Genomic DNA, 14305 nt, shown 5'->3' with positions numbered 1-14305 from the left:
ACGGGCACCCGGAGCGGCACCTCGGCACGCGCCCCGCGCCCCGCGCCCGCCCGGGAGGCTGCCCGACGGGCGCACCCCCGGCCACGCGCCGACGCGGTCACCACTCGGTCGCGTAGGGCTCCTCGACCTTCGAGCTCGGCGGCACGTTCATGTGCTGCAGCGTGAAGCCCATCACGTCCTTGAACACAGGTGCTGCGACGAGCCCGCCGAAGATGTTCGTCCGAGGGTTCTTGAGGAACACCGACACGGTGTACCGCGGGTCGTCGGCGGGGGCCACCCCGATGAACGAGGCCATGATGTCCGTCAGCCGCCCGTCCGCACCGACCTCCTCCGCCGTGCCCGTCTTGCCGGCCACGCGGTAGCCGTCGATCGCCGCCGCTGCGCCGGACCCCTCCTCGACCACGGCCTCCATCATGTGCAGGACCTGGTCGGCCGTCGACTCCGACACCACCTGGGTCGTCTCGCGCGCCGGGGCGGGGGTGAAGACGCCGTCGGGGCCCGTCGTGCCCTTGAGGAGCGTCGGGGCGACGCGCTTGCCACCGTTGGCGATCGTCGAGAAGACGCTCGTGGCCTGGACCGCGTTGACCGCCAGCCCCTGGCCGAACAGGACCGCGTACTCGGTCCGCCCGTCCCACTTGTCGGCCGGGGCGAGGAGGCCCGCGGACTCGCCGGGCAGCCCGAGCCCGGTCTTCGCCCCGAACCCGAAGGCCCGCAGGTAGTCCTCACGGGTCTGCTTGGGCAGGTCCTGGCCGACCATGACCGTGCCGGTGTTGGAGGACTCCGCGAGGATGCCCGCGAGGGTCAGCTTCTCCAGCCCGTGGACGTGCGAGTCCCTGAAGGTCTCACCGTTCGCGGTCGTGTACGTGTAGTCGACCTCGTACTGGCTCGCGGGCGTCGCGAGCCCCTCCTCGATCACGGCGGCCATCGTCACGACCTTGCCCGTCGAGCCCGGCGCGAAGACGTCCTTGACGGCTCGGCTGCCGTCCGCGACCCGCGCGTCGCTGCGGTCGTTCGGGTCGATCGCGCCCGAGTCGGCGAGCGCCAGGACCTCCTGGGTCCTGACGTCCTGGACCACCGCGATCCCGTAGTCCGCCCCCGTCTCCGCCACCGCCTTGTCGATCGAGTCCTGGGCCTTCCAGCCGATGTCGCGCACGAGGCTCAGCGCCACCGAGCTGCCGGGCACGGCCTCGACGTTCTCGCGCGTGCTCCCGGGGATCCGCACCCCGCCCGCACCTCCGGCACGCTGGAAGCTCTCGCTCCCCGGGGTCCCGGTGAGGAGGTCGTCGTAGGTCGCCTCGATCCCTCCGAGACCCACGACCTGCTCGGTCGCGCCGTCCTCGGACGACTGAGCGCCGACGTAGCCGACGATGTTCCCGGCCGTGGTGCCCGCCGGGTAGGTGCGCTCGGTGGTCAGCTTCGTGCTGATGTACGCCGAGACACCGAGCTCGACGATCTGGCGCTGCACCTCCGGGACGACGTCCTTCTTGAGGATCACGTTGCGGTTGACCCGCCCGTTCGTCCCGCTGAGCTGGGCCGCGAGCTCGGGCGCCGAGCGGTCGAGGATGGGGGCGAGCAGGCGTGCGAGCGCGACCGCCCCCGTGCCCTCGACCTTCTTCCCGTCGACCGTGTGCCGGGCCGACGGCACGAAGTCCGGGATCGTCTTCTGGTCCGCCGAGACCGTGTAGCGGTCGATCGACGTGGCCAGCACCACGCCGTCGGCGTCCGTGATGTCCCCACGGTGCGCCATCGTCACGTGCGACTGCGTGCGCTGGTTCTCGGCCGCCTGAGCGAGGCTCGGGCCGATCACGACCTGGACGTAGACGAGCCGGACCGCGAAGACCAGCAGGACCGCCAGGGCGATCCCCATGATCCAGCGCTGACGACGTTCCGGACGCCCGGGGGCGGGCAGGGCGGCCGCAGCGGGTCGGCCGAGCCCCGTGCCCCGCCCCGCTCCACCACTGCGGGCCACGGTCGAACCCTGCGCGGGCGACCGCTGAGCGCTGCTCGCGCCGCGCACGGCCGACGCCTCGCTCGCAGAGCGGTCGCCGGCCTTGCGGGGCGCCGAGGCGCTCCCACGGGACGCCCCGGCACGGCGTGGCTGAGCGCCACGACCCTGCCGGTCCGCCCCACGGGTCACGGGACGCTCCCGGCCTCCGGCGCTCCCACGATCGCACCGTCCGACAGGCGCAGCATCGTCGGCGCGTCGGACTCGACCATGCCCAGCGCGGTCGCCCGGCTGTGGAGCGACGTCGCCGCGGCCTGCAGCTGCGAGTGCAGGGACTGCGTGTCCTGCTCGAGCACCCCCGCCTTGGTCCGCAGGTCCGAGATCTGGTACGACCCCTTGGCCATGGTCGTGTTCAGCAGGAGCGCACCCAGCAGCGCGGCCCCGAGGATCGACATGCACAGGACCAGGAAGGGCACGCGGGACCGCACCTGCAGCGGGGCTCGCACCGCCTCGAGCCGCGGGCGCTGCGACCTCCCCGCTGCGCCTCCCGGCAGGGCGGTGAGCGACGGCCTGCGGGCGGGCGCCGGGCTGGTCGACGTCAGAGGCCGGGCAGCGGCCTGTCGTGCGCTCATGGCTTGTTCTCCCCTCGTGGGCGGTGGCGTAGGTGGTCAGGTGTGGGTCGCAGCCTCTCGGCGGCCCGCAGCCGGACCGAGGCCGAGCGCGGGTTGCGCTCGAGCTCGTCGGCAGGAGCCTCCTCGGCCCCGCGGACGAGCAGCTTGAGATAGGGCTTGTGGGTCTCGGGCTCGACGGGCAGCCCGGCAGGCGCGCTCGACGTCGCGCCGCGGGCGAGCTCGCGCTTGACGATGCGGTCCTCGAGCGACTGGTAGGACTCGACGACGATCCGGCCTCCCACGGCAAGGACGTCGACAGCGGCCGGTACAGCGCGCTCGAGCACCTCGAGCTCGCCGTTGACCTCGATCCGCAGCGCCTGGAAGGTGCGCTTGGCCGGGTTGCCACCGGTCTTGCGCGTGGCAGCCGGGATGTTCGACCGCACGAGGTCCACCAGAGCGGCGCTGCGGGTCCAGGGCTCGACCTCACGGCGACGGACGACCGCTCGCGCGATCCGCTGCGCGAAGCGCTCCTCGCCGTACTCCCGCAGGATCCTCGTCAGCTCTCGCTCGTCGTAGGTGTTGAGGACGTCGGCCGCCGTCAGGCCCGCCGTCGTGTCCATGCGCATGTCGAGCGGTGCGTCCTGGGCGTACGAGAAGCCGCGCTCCGACTCGTCGATCTGCAGCGACGAGACGCCGAGGTCCATGAGGACGCCCTGGACGGCGGACAGCCCCAGGTCCGCGACGACCTCGCCGATCTCGTCGTAGACCGCGTGCACGGCCTGGAACCGCTCACCGAAGCGGGCGAGCCGCTCCGAGGCGAGCGCGATGGCCTGCGGGTCGCGGTCGATCCCCACGACACGTGCGGTGGGGACCTGCTCGAGCACCGCCTCCGTGTGGCCACCCATCCCGAGCGTGCAGTCGACCAGCACGGAACCGGGTTCGGCGAGGGCAGGGGCGAGGAGGTCCACGCACCGTTGCAGGAGGACCGGCACGTGACGGTCCTCCGCTCCTGATCCTGACGTGCTGCGAGGTGTGGTCATGACGCCTCCTTCCTGGTCGGTCCTCGTCGGGCTGAAGAGGGGTGGTGCATTCTGTGCGGGGCTGTTCGTCGTTCGTCCTGCGGGCCGCCCCGCCCGATCAGGTCTCCCTCCGCGTCCTTTCTGGCGCCGGGGAAGTGCGCCAGACCGGGCGGGAGGAGGCCTCATCGTGCGGAGCCTGCCACCTGCTTCTCGTGCTGCTCGTGCTGGTCTCTCGTGCGGGTCGGACCCGGAGGTCCGTGCGATCAGAAGCGCAACGCCGGGAGCACCTCCTCGGCCGTGGCGGCGTACTCGGCCTCCTGGTCGGCGAGGTACGTCTCCCACGCGGCGGCGTCCCAGATCTCGACACGGGTGCCGGCACCGATCACGGCGACGTCCCGGTCGAGCCCCGCGTACGTCCGCAGCGGGGCCGGGATCGAGATCCTGCCCTGCTTGTCCGGGATCTCGTCGCTGGCTCCCGAGAGGAAGACGCGGAGGTAGTCCCTCGCCTGCTTGCTCGTGACGGGGGCCTGGCGGATCTGGTCGTACATCCGGCGGAACTCGTCCATCGGCAGGAGGAACAAGCACCTCTCCTGCCCCCTGGTCATGACCAGCCCCGAGGCGAGCTGTCCACGGAACTTCGCAGGCAGGATGAGCCGTCCCTTGTCGTCGAGCCGAGGGGTGTACGTCCCGAGGAGCAGGCTCGGAGAACCGCTGAACGACTCGTTCATCAGCCTGCACCTCCCCTCCCGCTCCCTCGTCCTCCACAGTACTCCACATGCCTCCACCGGGCCTGGGATATCGGATTCATTTCACCCCTCTTCGCAGAATCTCCGCAGGTCAGGAGGCATGGGCAGCAGTGGAGCGCGCCGCGCGCGTTGCGTCGCCGCTGCGGGGCCTTCGCGGAGTACGCCCGACTCGTCCCCGGTCCGCGCGCTCGGCGGACGATCCCGTGATCCGGACGTGGAGGGAAGTGGGGAGGATGGTCAACTAGGCTCGACCTTCCAGATGCAAGGCGTGACCAACGGAGGTTCTCGTGCTCACCGACTACTCCACCGCGCCACGGCGCGACGGGATCGATCCTCTCGGCGAGCTCGTCGAGGCGACCGGACGGATCCGGACCCGGATCGAGTCGGTGATCTCCGGACGGCCGGAGCTCGTCCACCTGACGGTCGCCGTCCTCCTCGCAGAGGGACACCTCCTCCTCGAGGACGTCCCCGGCGTCGGCAAGACGACGCTCGCCAAGGCGCTCGCCCGGACGATCGACTGCCACGTCGGGCGCATCCAGTTCACACCGGACCTGCTGCCCAGCGACCTCACCGGGGTCAACATCTTCCGCACGGAGACCCACGACTTCGAGTTCCGTCCGGGACCCGTGTTCTCCAACATCGTCATCGGCGACGAGATCAACCGAGCGTCGCCCAAGACCCAGTCCGCCCTGCTCGAGTGCATGGAGGAAGGGCAGACGACGGTCGACGGGACCACGCACCGGCTCCCTCGCCCGTTCCTCGTCGTCGCCACCCAGAACCCCGTCGAGATGGAGGGCACGTACCCCCTCCCCGAGGCGCAGCGGGACCGCTTCATGGCCCGGCTCACGGTCGGCTACCCGGACCTCGACGCCGAGCTCGAGATGCTCGAGCGCCAGGAGTCGGACACCCCGCTCGAGCACATCGAACCGGTCGTCGACGGCCCGACGATCCTGAGGTTCGCCCAGGTCGCCCGGTCCGTCTACGCCTCGCCCGCCGTCAAGCGCTACGTGCTCGCGCTCGTCACCCAGACCAGGGAGCACCCCGGCCTGAAGCTCGGCGCCTCCCCCCGTACCTCGCTCCAGCTGCTGCGCGCCGCCAAGGCGGTCGCCGCGATGGCGGGTCGTGACCACGTCCTGCCGGACGACGTCCAGCTCCTGGCGCAGCCCGTCCTGGCGCACCGGCTGATCCTCTCGACCGAGTCCCGGCTCGCGGGCCGCACGACCGAGCAGGTCGTGCGCTCCCTCGTCGAGGCGACCCCGATCCCGGCCCACACGGCGACGGAACGTCACTGAGGTGCCTGGTCCGCGTCGCGCACCGCGGAGCCCGAGCAGGCTCGCGCGAGTCCGTCCCACCACCCGGGGTACCGCAGTCCTCGCAGCGAGCGTCGCCCTCGTCGCCGCCGGCACCGCCCTCGGCCTCGCGGACCTCGTCGCGCTCGGCGCAGCAGGGCTGCTCGTCGTCGGCGGTGCCTGGGCCTGGATGGTGCTGCGCAGGATCGACCGGGGCCGGGGCGCCCTGCGCGTCTCGCGCCGTGTCGAGCCGGATCCCGCGGTCCGCGGTCATCAGGTCACCACCCGGCTCCTCGTCTCCCCCGTCTCCCCGACCGCGACGGCGCTCGCACGACTCGCTCGGCTGCAGATCAGCGAGCAGGCAGCGGCCGAGCTGTGCGAGCACGACGCGCTGCGCGCGCAGGTCGTCTCGCACCCCGACCGGATCGCCGTCCGCTACCGGCTGCGCCCCGAGCACCGCGGTCGCTGGCCGCTCGGCCCCGTCCTCACCAGCAGGGTGGACGTCTTCGGCCTCGTCCGGGCCGCGCAGCCGCTCGGGGAACGGAGCATGGTCTCCGTCCGCCCGCGCACGACCGAGCTGGCGACACGCGGGTCGCGCGCCTTCGGCGACCTCGCCCGGTCCGCCAACGGTGCGCGCACCTCGTCGAGCGACGACAGCATCCTGAGAGAGTACGTCTCGGGCGACGACCCCCGCCGCGTGCACTGGGCCACGGCCGCCCGCCGAGGACAGCTCATGGTGCGCACCGACGAGAACGCCGGCGTGCCGCCCGTCACCGTGCTCCTCGACCGAGGAGTCCTCCCCCCTCCGGACACCGACAGGTCGTCGCGGGCGGCGCAGGACGGGGAATGGGCGGTCGAGGCGGCGGCCTCGGTCGCCGTCACGCTCCTGGGTGCCGGACACCCGGCCCGGCTCGTCGCGTCGACCGCGGCGCCTGCCCTCGAGGCGTACCCCTACTCGACCGGGCGCGGGAGCGACGGTGCCGCTCAGATCCTCGACGACACGATCGACCTCGAGGGCCACGCCAGCCCGCGTGACGCGGAGCGCGCTCTCGCGGCGACCGCGGACGCGCTGCGAGCCTCTCGACGTCCCGGCGAGCTGACGTTCGCGGTGATCGGCCCTCTCGGCCCCCTCTCCGGGCCGTCGCTCGTCCCGCTGGCGGGAGACGGCAACCACTGGGCCTTCGTCGTCGCCCCCGCGCACGACGACCGGGACGCCGCCGTCCAGGACACCTTGACCAGGCTCCGCACGATCGGGTGGCACGCCGTCGCCGTCGACCCGCGCTCCACCACGATCACCGACGCATGGAACCGACTCATGGAGGAGCACCGGTGACGAGCACGTCCCCCCAGCCAACCCGCCGCGCCTCGCGCGCGACCGTCCTGCGGGTCGTCGCCACCACCGCCCTCGTCGTCGTCGCGACCCTCGCGTCGTTCCGAGCCCTCACGGTGCTCATCGGACCAGGGCAGTGGACCAGCACCGGGACGGCGCTCGTCCTGGTGCTCGCACTCGTGACCGGGGGCACCCGACTCCTGCTCGAGCGCGGTCCTGATGCTCGCTCGCGACGCCACGACGTCGGGCTCAGGGGGATCGTCCCCACGCTGTCGGGACTGGTGGTCGGGGCCTGGGGACTCCTGGCCCTGTTCGGCGGGCCGACCTCACGCGGCATCGACCTCGCGATCAGCGGCGCGAGCATCGATCGCCTCCTGGCCCGCCTCGCGGCGGGGCGGGCACTGATCGCCGCCGAGGTCGCCCCGATCGACCCCTCGTTCCCCCTCGCCCTCATCGCGGTGGCCGGTGCCGGCCTCGTCTTCCTCGCCACCGACCTCGTCGTGGGCGGCCTGCGGTTCCCCGCGGCAGCCGCGCTCCCGCTCCTCGCCCTGTGGATCCCGCCCCTGGTCATCGAAGGCGCCATCCCGCCGCCCGTGTTCGTCGTCACGGTCGTCGCGCTCCTTCTTCTCGTGGCGGTCGACAACCCGCACCTCGCGAGCCGTCGCCGGGGCGCAGCGGCCGCCCCCGTCGGCCCCGCCGCACGGGTCCTGCGTGCCGGAGGAATCCTGGGAGCCACCGCGGCGATCGCCGTGGTGGCGCTCGTCGCGGGCAGCGCCGCCGGCGCGATCCCCCAGATCCTGAGCTCGCCGTGGTCGGCGTTCTTCACGACCGCCGGCCCGACCGAACGCCTGGCCAGCGACCTGGACATGGAGGACGACCTCGGCGCCCGCTCCCAGGAGGTCGCGCTGACCTACGAGTTTCCGCAGGAGGCGGCGCAGGGAGGAACCAGCACCAGCATCGGCCCCCTGCGCATGTTCACGCTGACCGGCTTCGACGGGAAGAGCTGGCGCCGCGGCGACTCGAGGCAAGGCCCCCCGGTCGACGCCGGGCAGGTGCTGTGGCCCACCGGCGCCGAGATCGGGTCGGGCGACCCCCGGACGGTCGACGTCACGCTCCGGACGCTGCGCGACGAGAAGCTGGTCCTGCCGACCGAGCCCAGGTCGATCGACGTCGAGGGCGAGTGGTTCTACGACGACTCCCGGGACGAGGTGTCGGGGAGCTCTGCGACGACGCCAGGCATGACCTACTCGTTCGAGGTCTTCGCGCGCCAGCTGACCGCCGACGCGCTGCGGACCAGCTCGGGCGACGACGTGGACGACCCCAACGTGGTCGAGGTCCCCGACAGCGCGCACCGGGACGAGATCCGCACCCTTGCCGAAGAGATCGTCGCGGGCACCACGACGCGCTACGACGCCGCGGTCGCCCTGCAGTCCTACTTCCGCGACGGAGCCAACTTCACCTACTCCACGCAGGTCCCCGACGGCGCGACCGACGACACGGTGTGGAACTTCCTCCAGGACCGCGAAGGATACTGCGTCCAGTTCGCGACCTCGATGACGATGATGGCCCGCTCGGTCGGGATCCCGGCGCGCCTGGCCGTGGGCTTCCTGCCGGGCGAGCGCACGAGCGACAACGTCTACCAGGTCACCGGCAAGGACTCGCACGCCTGGCCGGAGCTGTACTTCCCGGGTCAGGGATGGGTCAGGTTCGAGCCGACCCCCGCGGTGCAGGCCGGCCCTGTCCCCTCCTGGGCCGACCCGTTGCTCGGCCCCTCGGGTGACGACTCGACGTCCGTGCCCGACGACGTGCCGACGAGCCAGGTCGGCCCGGACGCCACGGCCGGAACCGGTCAGACCACGGCTCCGGCGCCAGGGGCAGGTGCCGGGCAGGAAGACGGCCAGGCGACCTCAGGGGGCGGCTGGGGCGCGGGCATCATCACCCTGGTGGTCGTCCTCGTCCTGTCGGTCGTGGGGTGGGTGGCGGTGCGACGCCGAGGGGGCTCGACCCCCGAGCTCGACGTCGAGTCGACGTGGGCGGATCTCGTCCGGCAGCTCGACGACCTGGGCGTTCGCTGGCAGGCGTCCGTCACGCTCCGCCAGGTCCCGGCCGTCGTGGCGAGCCAGGTCGCGCAGAGGACGGGCCGCCACCTCCCGGACACGACGGTCGACGCCCTCGTCGCACTGGCCGCAGAGGTGGAGTCGGAGCGCTACGCGCGCACCTGGTCTCCTCCGCCGCCGAACGACCTGGCCGCGTTGCGTGACCAGGTGGTGGCGGGGGTTCGTGAAGAGCTCAACGACCGCCCTGCTCGCGTCGACGGTCCCAACGCTCTTCCAGTCGGGTGAGGAAGCCCTGACGGGACGCGCCTCCCTTGGCCGAGGCCTTCGGGGGCGTGACCTTGCCGTGCTCGTCCACGACCCCGACCGGACCGGTCGTCGACTTGCGGGGCGCGGAGAACGCGAACGCGACGCCCGCGAACATCACGACGAACCCGGCGACTCCCAGCACCGGCGAGGCCGACGCCGCACCGAACACGAGGAGAAGCAGTCCTCCGACGACGCCGACGCCTGCGGCGACGTAGCGCAGACCCGACTTCCGGGGGCTCGACTGAAGCGTCGTCGCCAACCGCGGATCATCCGAGGTCAGCGCTCTTTCCATCTGTTCCAGTACGCGCTGCTCGTACTCTGACAGAGGCATGGGCACCCCCGGTTCTCAGCGGTTGATATGTGTCCCCCTCAGGATAGTTCTACATCTGCCCGGGTGGTAGTCGAGCGCCGTCGCGTGGACGCCGGGCCGATCGAATTCACCCCAAAACGGTCGCGGATCAGGTCGAGCGCCCGCTCGGCCTCGCGTTGCGCGCCGGACGCCTCCTGCACCGACTCCTCGAGCGTCGGCTGTTCGACCGAGGCGCCCCGACGTTCCAGGTTCTCCGCACGCACACCCACGAGGCGCACGGGCAGGCCACGTCGGTCCACGCCCCGTGCGAGCTCGAGCGCCACGGCGTGGATCTCCTGCGCCACGTCGGTGGGCGAAGCGAGCGTTCGGGAACGCGTGAGCGTGCGGAAGTCCGCCGTCCGGACCTTCACCGACACCGTCCGCGCCACGAACCCCTGACTGCGCAGGCGGGACGCACACCGGTCCGCGAGGCCCAGCAAGGCCGATCCGATGACCGCGAAGTCGTAGAGGTCCTGCGCGAACGTCGTCTCGGCACCGATGCTCTGCTCGGCACGCCCGGGTTCGACGGGACGGGGGTCCCGACCCCAGGCGAGGTCGTGCAGGTGGGCACCGGCCGCCTTCCCGACCGCGGCCTGCAACGTCGCGACGTCGGTGTCGGCGAGCTCCGCGACGGTCGTGATGCCCCATCCCGCGAGCGTCTTCTCGGTCCGCTCCCCGACCCCCCACAGAGCCCCTGCGGGCAGCGTGCGCAGGAAGGGCACGGTCGAGGATGCCGGGACCAGCATCAGGCCGTCCGGCTTGGCGTGCGTGGACGCGAGCTTGGCGACGAACTTGGTCGTGGCTATCCCGACGGAGCAGGTGATGCCGACCTCCTGCCGGACCCGCTCCCGCAGACCCTGGGCGATGAACGTCGGCGCGCCCAGCCTGCGACGGGCGCCGCTCACGTCGAGGAACGCCTCGTCGATGCTGATCTGCTCGACGAGCGCCGTGATCTCGTGGACGATCTCCATGACCGCGCGCGAAGCGTCCTGGTACGCCCGGTGGTCAGGAGGCACGATGACGGCGTGCGGGCACAGCCGACGGGCGAGCGCCATGGGCATGGCCGAGTGGACGCCGAACTCGCGCGCCTCGTACGTGGCCGCCAGGACGACGCTGCGCTCGGCCCCGCCGACGATCACGGGCCTCCCCACCAGCTCCGGGCGGCGCGTCAGCTCGACCGAGGCGAAGAAGGCGTCCATGTCGACGTGCAGGATGGAGCAGCCCGTCTCGTCGTCCCCCCAGTCGCGTCGAGCCTGCGTGGCTCGTGGGCCGCGGCTCATCGCACGCCCGCCACGAGGGGCCTCACGAGGCCACGACCCGCAGGGAGGGATGGCGGACGAACCCGACGTCGGGGTCGACGAGCATGGCGACCTCGTCGCGGAAGTCCTCGGCGCAGGCCATGATCTCGTCGGCCTGGTGCGCCTCGACCGCGTCGAAGCGCCCCGCGTCGACTGCGGCCCTGATCCGCGCCCCGCCCGCGAAGTAGACCGACCAGCCTGACAGGCCCGGCTCGACGAGCGCGAGCATGTCCCAGACGGACCGCGCGCGAGACCGCGAGGACGGCCTGCCACGGAGCGCGACCACGGCGGCCGCGGACCGCAGCGCCCCGAGGTGCGAGTGGACGAAGCGCTCCGCAGGGTCGGCCGTGAGCCCGGCAGCGACCAGCTCGGCGTCGGCACGGGCCAGGAGGCGCGCGACCTCGGGAGCGACGGCCCCCGCTCCCGGGAGCGCCCTGTGCTGTGTGGTCATCGGAACACCTCCATGCCAACTATCGAACACCTGTTCGAATCTGTCAATCCGCTCGGTCAGGTCGGTCGACCCGGCGGTCCGGCGACGAGGGCGCACCCGCGGTCCCGCACCCCCTACGGTTGACCTCATGGGCCGCAAGACCACCGGGCGCTCGTCCCGTCGTTCCTCAGCATCCACCTCCCCACCCACAGAGACCGTCCCGCCGTCGCGCCGCGGCCGCGCAGGCGCGCGGCCGCAGGGCGCCGAGACCACTCGCGACCTGCCCACCGAGGAGCTCCGCACCTCGACGGGCACCGCCCGGCTGGTGCCGGACCCGGACGGCAGCACGGGCGTCACCCTCCTCGTCAACGGGGTGCCGAGCTCGCACCTGGACCTCGCCGACCCGGGCCTTCTCACGTTCGAGTACATGCAGCAGATGGCGGCGGTCCTCGCCGCGCTCCCGCCCGGCCCCCTGCGGGTCGTCCACCTGGGCGCCGCCGGGTGCACGTTCGCCCGGTACGTCGAGCACGAGCGCCCCGACTCCCGCCAGGTCGCGGTCGACCTGGACGCCGACCTCGTCACGCGCGTGCGCGAGTGGTTCGCGCTCCCCCGTGCCCCCCGCCTGCGGTTGCGCGCCGGCGACGCTCGCGCGGAGCTCGCGACGCTGGCGGACGCGAGCGCGGACGTCGTCGTGCGCGACGTCTTCGCGGGGGACACCACCCCCGAGCACGTCACGACGACGGCCTTCGTGCGCGACGTCCTGCGCGTGCTGCGCCCCGGCGGCCTCTACCTCGCGAACTGCGCCGACCGCCCGCCGCTCGCCCTCGCGCGGGCCGAGCTCGCCACGGCCGTCTCCGCCCTCGCCGCGAGCGGCTCGACCGACCGGGACGTCTGGGACGAGGTGGGTCTGATCGCCGAACCGGGACAGCTCAAGGGGCGCCGCTACGGGAACCTCGTCCTGGTCGCCGTCCGCGGCGCGGCCCCCACCGTGGCCGGCTCGTCCGACACCTCGGCCCCGGCAGGGCTCGACCTGCGCGACGCTGGGCTCGCACGCACGCTGCGCAGCCTGCCCGTCCCGGCCACGCTGCTCACGGGCGAGGAAGCACGCCGGTTCGCCGGCACGGCGGCACCGCTCGAGGACCCACCGGTGCCCGGCCCGCCCACGGACCCGGAGCCGTCGCTCCCGCCCGCCGACGCCACGTCCGCGGGTGCGGCGGACGCGGACGGACGCGACGTCGTCGGGCACGGGAAGGGCTGACGCAGCACGGAGGCCGCACCCCCTGGCGGGGGTACGGCCTCCGACACCGACCCGCGAGAGTCGGCACACGATCAGGGAGATCAGAGCGGGCGGACGTTCTCCGCCTGCGGGCCCTTGGGACCCTGGGTGATCTCGAACTCGACCCGCTGAGCCTCTTCGAGCGACCGGTAGCCCTGGGCCTCGATCGCGGAGTAGTGGACGAAGACGTCGGCGCCGCCGCCGTCCTGGGCGATGAACCCGTAGCCCTTCTCAGCGTTGAACCACTTCACAGAACCCTGCGCCATGCTGTTCCTCGTACCTTCTGTCCATGCGGGGACATCCGCGAACGAACCCTTCGTCCGTTCATCGAGCCGCAGCCACGCGGACCCGCGACGCGCTCCGCGAGGTCCGGTCGTGGCGACCGCCGGTTGGACTGGCACGACCTCGGCGGACCGGGATCCTGCTGCGCCGATACCGGTTCACGCGAAGGCATGTCTCGAGCACGTCACTGCAACGAGACTTAGTTTTGCACGGTGAAGGTGAAGTTCGCCACGTCAAGCGCCGACGAAATACCGTGATTCGTCCGCACAACCTCCGCAGAACCTCCGCGAGCGGACGTCACTCCCCCGTCTGCTGGGCAAGGAAACGTTCGAACTCGGCCCCGAGCTCGTCAGCAGTCGGAATGGGAGCCGACTCTGCGAGCAGGCTCGTGCGGCCCACCGAGCGCGCGAACGCGTCGTACTGCTCCTCGAGCGCGCGCACGACCGCCGTGACCTCCTCCGACTCGGCCATCTGCCGCTCGACCTCGGCCACCGCCTCCTGGGCGCCCGCCGTGAGAGCCGCGACCCGCAGGTCCAGGCCGGTCGACCGCTGGACGTTCTCGAGCGCCACCACGGCCGCGGGCGGGAACGGCGACTGGGCGAGATAGTGCGGCACGTGCACCGTGAAACCCATCGCGTCGTGCCCCGACTCGCCCAGGCGCAGCTCGAGCAGCGAAGCCAGCGAGCCCGGGACCTTGACCGTGCCGAACCACGACGTGTGGTCCTCGATGAGCTCGCGGCGCGTCGCGTGCGCCGTCACCGACAGCGGACGCGTGTGCGGGATGCCCATGGGGATGCCGTGGAAGCCCACGACGAGCGACACGTCGAAGCGGTTCACCAGCTCGCGCAGCGCGGCGACCACGCGCTCCCACTGCAGGTCCGGCTCCATGCCGTGCAGGAGCAGGAAGCCCGTGCCCTCGGCGTCCCGCAGGTGGTCGATCGCGAGGAACGGCTCGTCGTACGACGCCCACCGGTCAGCGTCGAACACCATCGTCACGCGCTTCGAGCGGTAGTCCAGGAGCTGGTCCACGTCGAACGTGACCAACCGCGTGACCTCGAACTCCTCGAGCAGGTGCTCGACCGCGAGCTCGCCGGCCGTCCCCGCGTCCACGAACCCGCGGACCGAGTGCAGCATGACCGGGCCCGTCGCACGGACGGCAGCCTCTCCCTGCGCCCCCGTCGCCGCAGGCAGGACGCGCGCCACAGCGGCCTCGTCCACCTCGTAGATCTCTCGTGGGTCCAACACCAGATGCTCCTCCGTCGTCGTCCTCGCCCGCCCAGGTCGTCGGCCGGGCGGTGCCGGCACGGTTCTCGGGCGGTTCGATCACGACAACACCGGGGGCCGCCCGATGCTTCCCGGCACGCTGG

13 protein-coding genes are annotated in these 14305 nt (G+C 72.4%); 4 read left to right on the top strand and 9 right to left on the bottom strand.

Going from position 1 to position 14305, the window contains the following annotated elements; genetic code table 11:
* Positions 1–97: 97 nt before the first annotated feature.
* The 4 genes from JOD48_RS08695 to mraZ all read right to left on the bottom strand — a co-directional run bounded on the left by JOD48_RS08695 (position 98) and on the right by mraZ (position 4273).
* Positions 98–1969, bottom strand: coding sequence for a peptidoglycan D,D-transpeptidase FtsI family protein (locus tag JOD48_RS08695; RefSeq protein ID WP_307824054.1), 1872 nt, complete (start codon positions 1967–1969; stop codon positions 98–100).
* A 164-nt stretch (positions 1970–2133) separates the two neighbouring features.
* Entirely contained in the window at positions 2134–2577 is a 444-nt protein-coding gene (gene ftsL, locus JOD48_RS08690; protein ID WP_191790662.1) for a cell division protein FtsL, read from the bottom strand.
* A complete protein-coding gene (gene rsmH, locus JOD48_RS08685) occupies positions 2574–3596 on the bottom strand; it encodes a 16S rRNA (cytosine(1402)-N(4))-methyltransferase RsmH (RefSeq protein ID WP_191790661.1) in 1023 nt (340 codons plus the stop codon). The genes ftsL and rsmH overlap by 4 nt, the downstream gene beginning before the upstream one ends.
* 242 nt (positions 3597–3838) lie before the next feature.
* The gene (gene mraZ / locus JOD48_RS08680) at positions 3839–4273 is read right to left on the bottom strand and encodes a division/cell wall cluster transcriptional repressor MraZ (RefSeq protein ID WP_204810482.1); all 435 of its coding nucleotides are present in this window, start codon (positions 4271–4273) and stop codon (positions 3839–3841) included.
* 335 nt (positions 4274–4608) lie between these two features.
* Between mraZ and JOD48_RS08675 the strand changes: the two genes are divergently transcribed.
* The 3 genes from JOD48_RS08675 to JOD48_RS08665 are packed head-to-tail and all read left to right on the top strand — an operon-like array spanning position 4609 to position 9282.
* The gene (locus tag JOD48_RS08675) at positions 4609–5613 is read left to right on the top strand and encodes an AAA family ATPase (RefSeq protein ID WP_307824053.1); all 1005 of its coding nucleotides are present in this window, start codon (positions 4609–4611) and stop codon (positions 5611–5613) included.
* Position 5614: 1 nt separating this feature from the next.
* The gene (locus JOD48_RS20135; protein WP_204808595.1) at positions 5615–6943 is read left to right on the top strand and encodes a DUF58 domain-containing protein; all 1329 of its coding nucleotides are present in this window, start codon (positions 5615–5617) and stop codon (positions 6941–6943) included.
* Positions 6940–9282, top strand: a complete 2343-nt coding sequence (locus JOD48_RS08665) for a transglutaminase TgpA family protein (protein WP_204808593.1) — start codon at positions 6940–6942, stop codon at positions 9280–9282. Before JOD48_RS20135 ends, JOD48_RS08665 begins: the two co-directional genes overlap by 4 nt.
* Here JOD48_RS08665 and JOD48_RS08660 read toward each other — a convergent pair.
* The 3 genes from JOD48_RS08660 to JOD48_RS08650 all read right to left on the bottom strand — a co-directional run bounded on the left by JOD48_RS08660 (position 9230) and on the right by JOD48_RS08650 (position 11401).
* Positions 9230–9595, bottom strand: a complete 366-nt coding sequence (locus tag JOD48_RS08660) for a DUF3040 domain-containing protein (RefSeq protein WP_372440708.1) — start codon at positions 9593–9595, stop codon at positions 9230–9232. The genes JOD48_RS08665 and JOD48_RS08660 overlap by 53 nt on opposite strands.
* A 77-nt stretch (positions 9596–9672) precedes the next feature.
* Positions 9673–10932: a DNA polymerase IV gene (dinB, locus tag JOD48_RS08655; protein ID WP_204808591.1), complete on the bottom strand. Its 1260-nt coding sequence runs from the start codon at positions 10930–10932 to the stop codon at positions 9673–9675.
* A 22-nt stretch (positions 10933–10954) separates the two neighbouring features.
* Positions 10955–11401, bottom strand: a complete 447-nt coding sequence (locus JOD48_RS08650; protein WP_204808589.1) for an SAV_6107 family HEPN domain-containing protein — start codon at positions 11399–11401, stop codon at positions 10955–10957.
* A 127-nt stretch (positions 11402–11528) separates the two neighbouring features.
* On the opposite strand from JOD48_RS08650, the gene JOD48_RS08645 reads away from it, so the two are divergent.
* The gene (locus tag JOD48_RS08645) at positions 11529–12638 is read left to right on the top strand and encodes a spermidine synthase (protein ID WP_204808586.1); all 1110 of its coding nucleotides are present in this window, start codon (positions 11529–11531) and stop codon (positions 12636–12638) included.
* Positions 12639–12718: 80 nt separating this feature from the next.
* Here JOD48_RS08645 and JOD48_RS08640 read toward each other — a convergent pair whose 3' ends face one another.
* Together JOD48_RS08640 and JOD48_RS08635 are read right to left on the bottom strand one after the other, a co-directional pair.
* The gene (locus JOD48_RS08640; RefSeq protein WP_030150522.1) at positions 12719–12922 is read right to left on the bottom strand and encodes a cold-shock protein; all 204 of its coding nucleotides are present in this window, start codon (positions 12920–12922) and stop codon (positions 12719–12721) included.
* A 313-nt stretch (positions 12923–13235) separates the two neighbouring features.
* On the bottom strand, positions 13236–14183 hold the full coding sequence (locus tag JOD48_RS08635; RefSeq protein ID WP_204808584.1) for a proteasome assembly chaperone family protein: 948 nt from the start codon (positions 14181–14183) through the stop codon (positions 13236–13238).
* Positions 14184–14305 lie beyond the last annotated feature (122 nt).

The organism is Oerskovia paurometabola, assembly GCF_016907365.1.
Classification (GTDB): domain Bacteria; phylum Actinomycetota; class Actinomycetes; order Actinomycetales; family Cellulomonadaceae; genus Oerskovia; species Oerskovia paurometabola.
The sequence above is the reverse complement of the archived record's forward strand: the minus strand, read 5'-3'. Positions and strand labels throughout refer to the sequence as shown.

Excerpts from the sequence above, each read along its gene's own strand:
- JOD48_RS08660 (WP_372440708.1), bottom strand. The coding sequence starts at position 9,595 with ATGGAAAGAGCGCTGACCTCGGATGATCCGCGGTTGGCGACGACGCTT.
- JOD48_RS08650 (WP_204808589.1), bottom strand. The coding sequence starts at position 11,401 with ATGACCACACAGCACAGGGCGCTCCCGGGAGCGGGGGCCGTCGCTCCC.
- ftsL (WP_191790662.1), bottom strand. The coding sequence starts at position 2,577 with ATGAGCGCACGACAGGCCGCTGCCCGGCCTCTGACGTCGACCAGCCCG.
- JOD48_RS08640 (WP_030150522.1), bottom strand. The coding sequence starts at position 12,922 with ATGGCGCAGGGTTCTGTGAAGTGGTTCAACGCTGAGAAGGGCTACGGG.
- JOD48_RS08645 (WP_204808586.1), top strand. The coding sequence starts at position 11,529 with ATGGGCCGCAAGACCACCGGGCGCTCGTCCCGTCGTTCCTCAGCATCC.
- rsmH (WP_191790661.1), bottom strand. The coding sequence starts at position 3,596 with ATGACCACACCTCGCAGCACGTCAGGATCAGGAGCGGAGGACCGTCAC.
- dinB (WP_204808591.1), bottom strand. The coding sequence starts at position 10,932 with ATGAGCCGCGGCCCACGAGCCACGCAGGCTCGACGCGACTGGGGGGAC.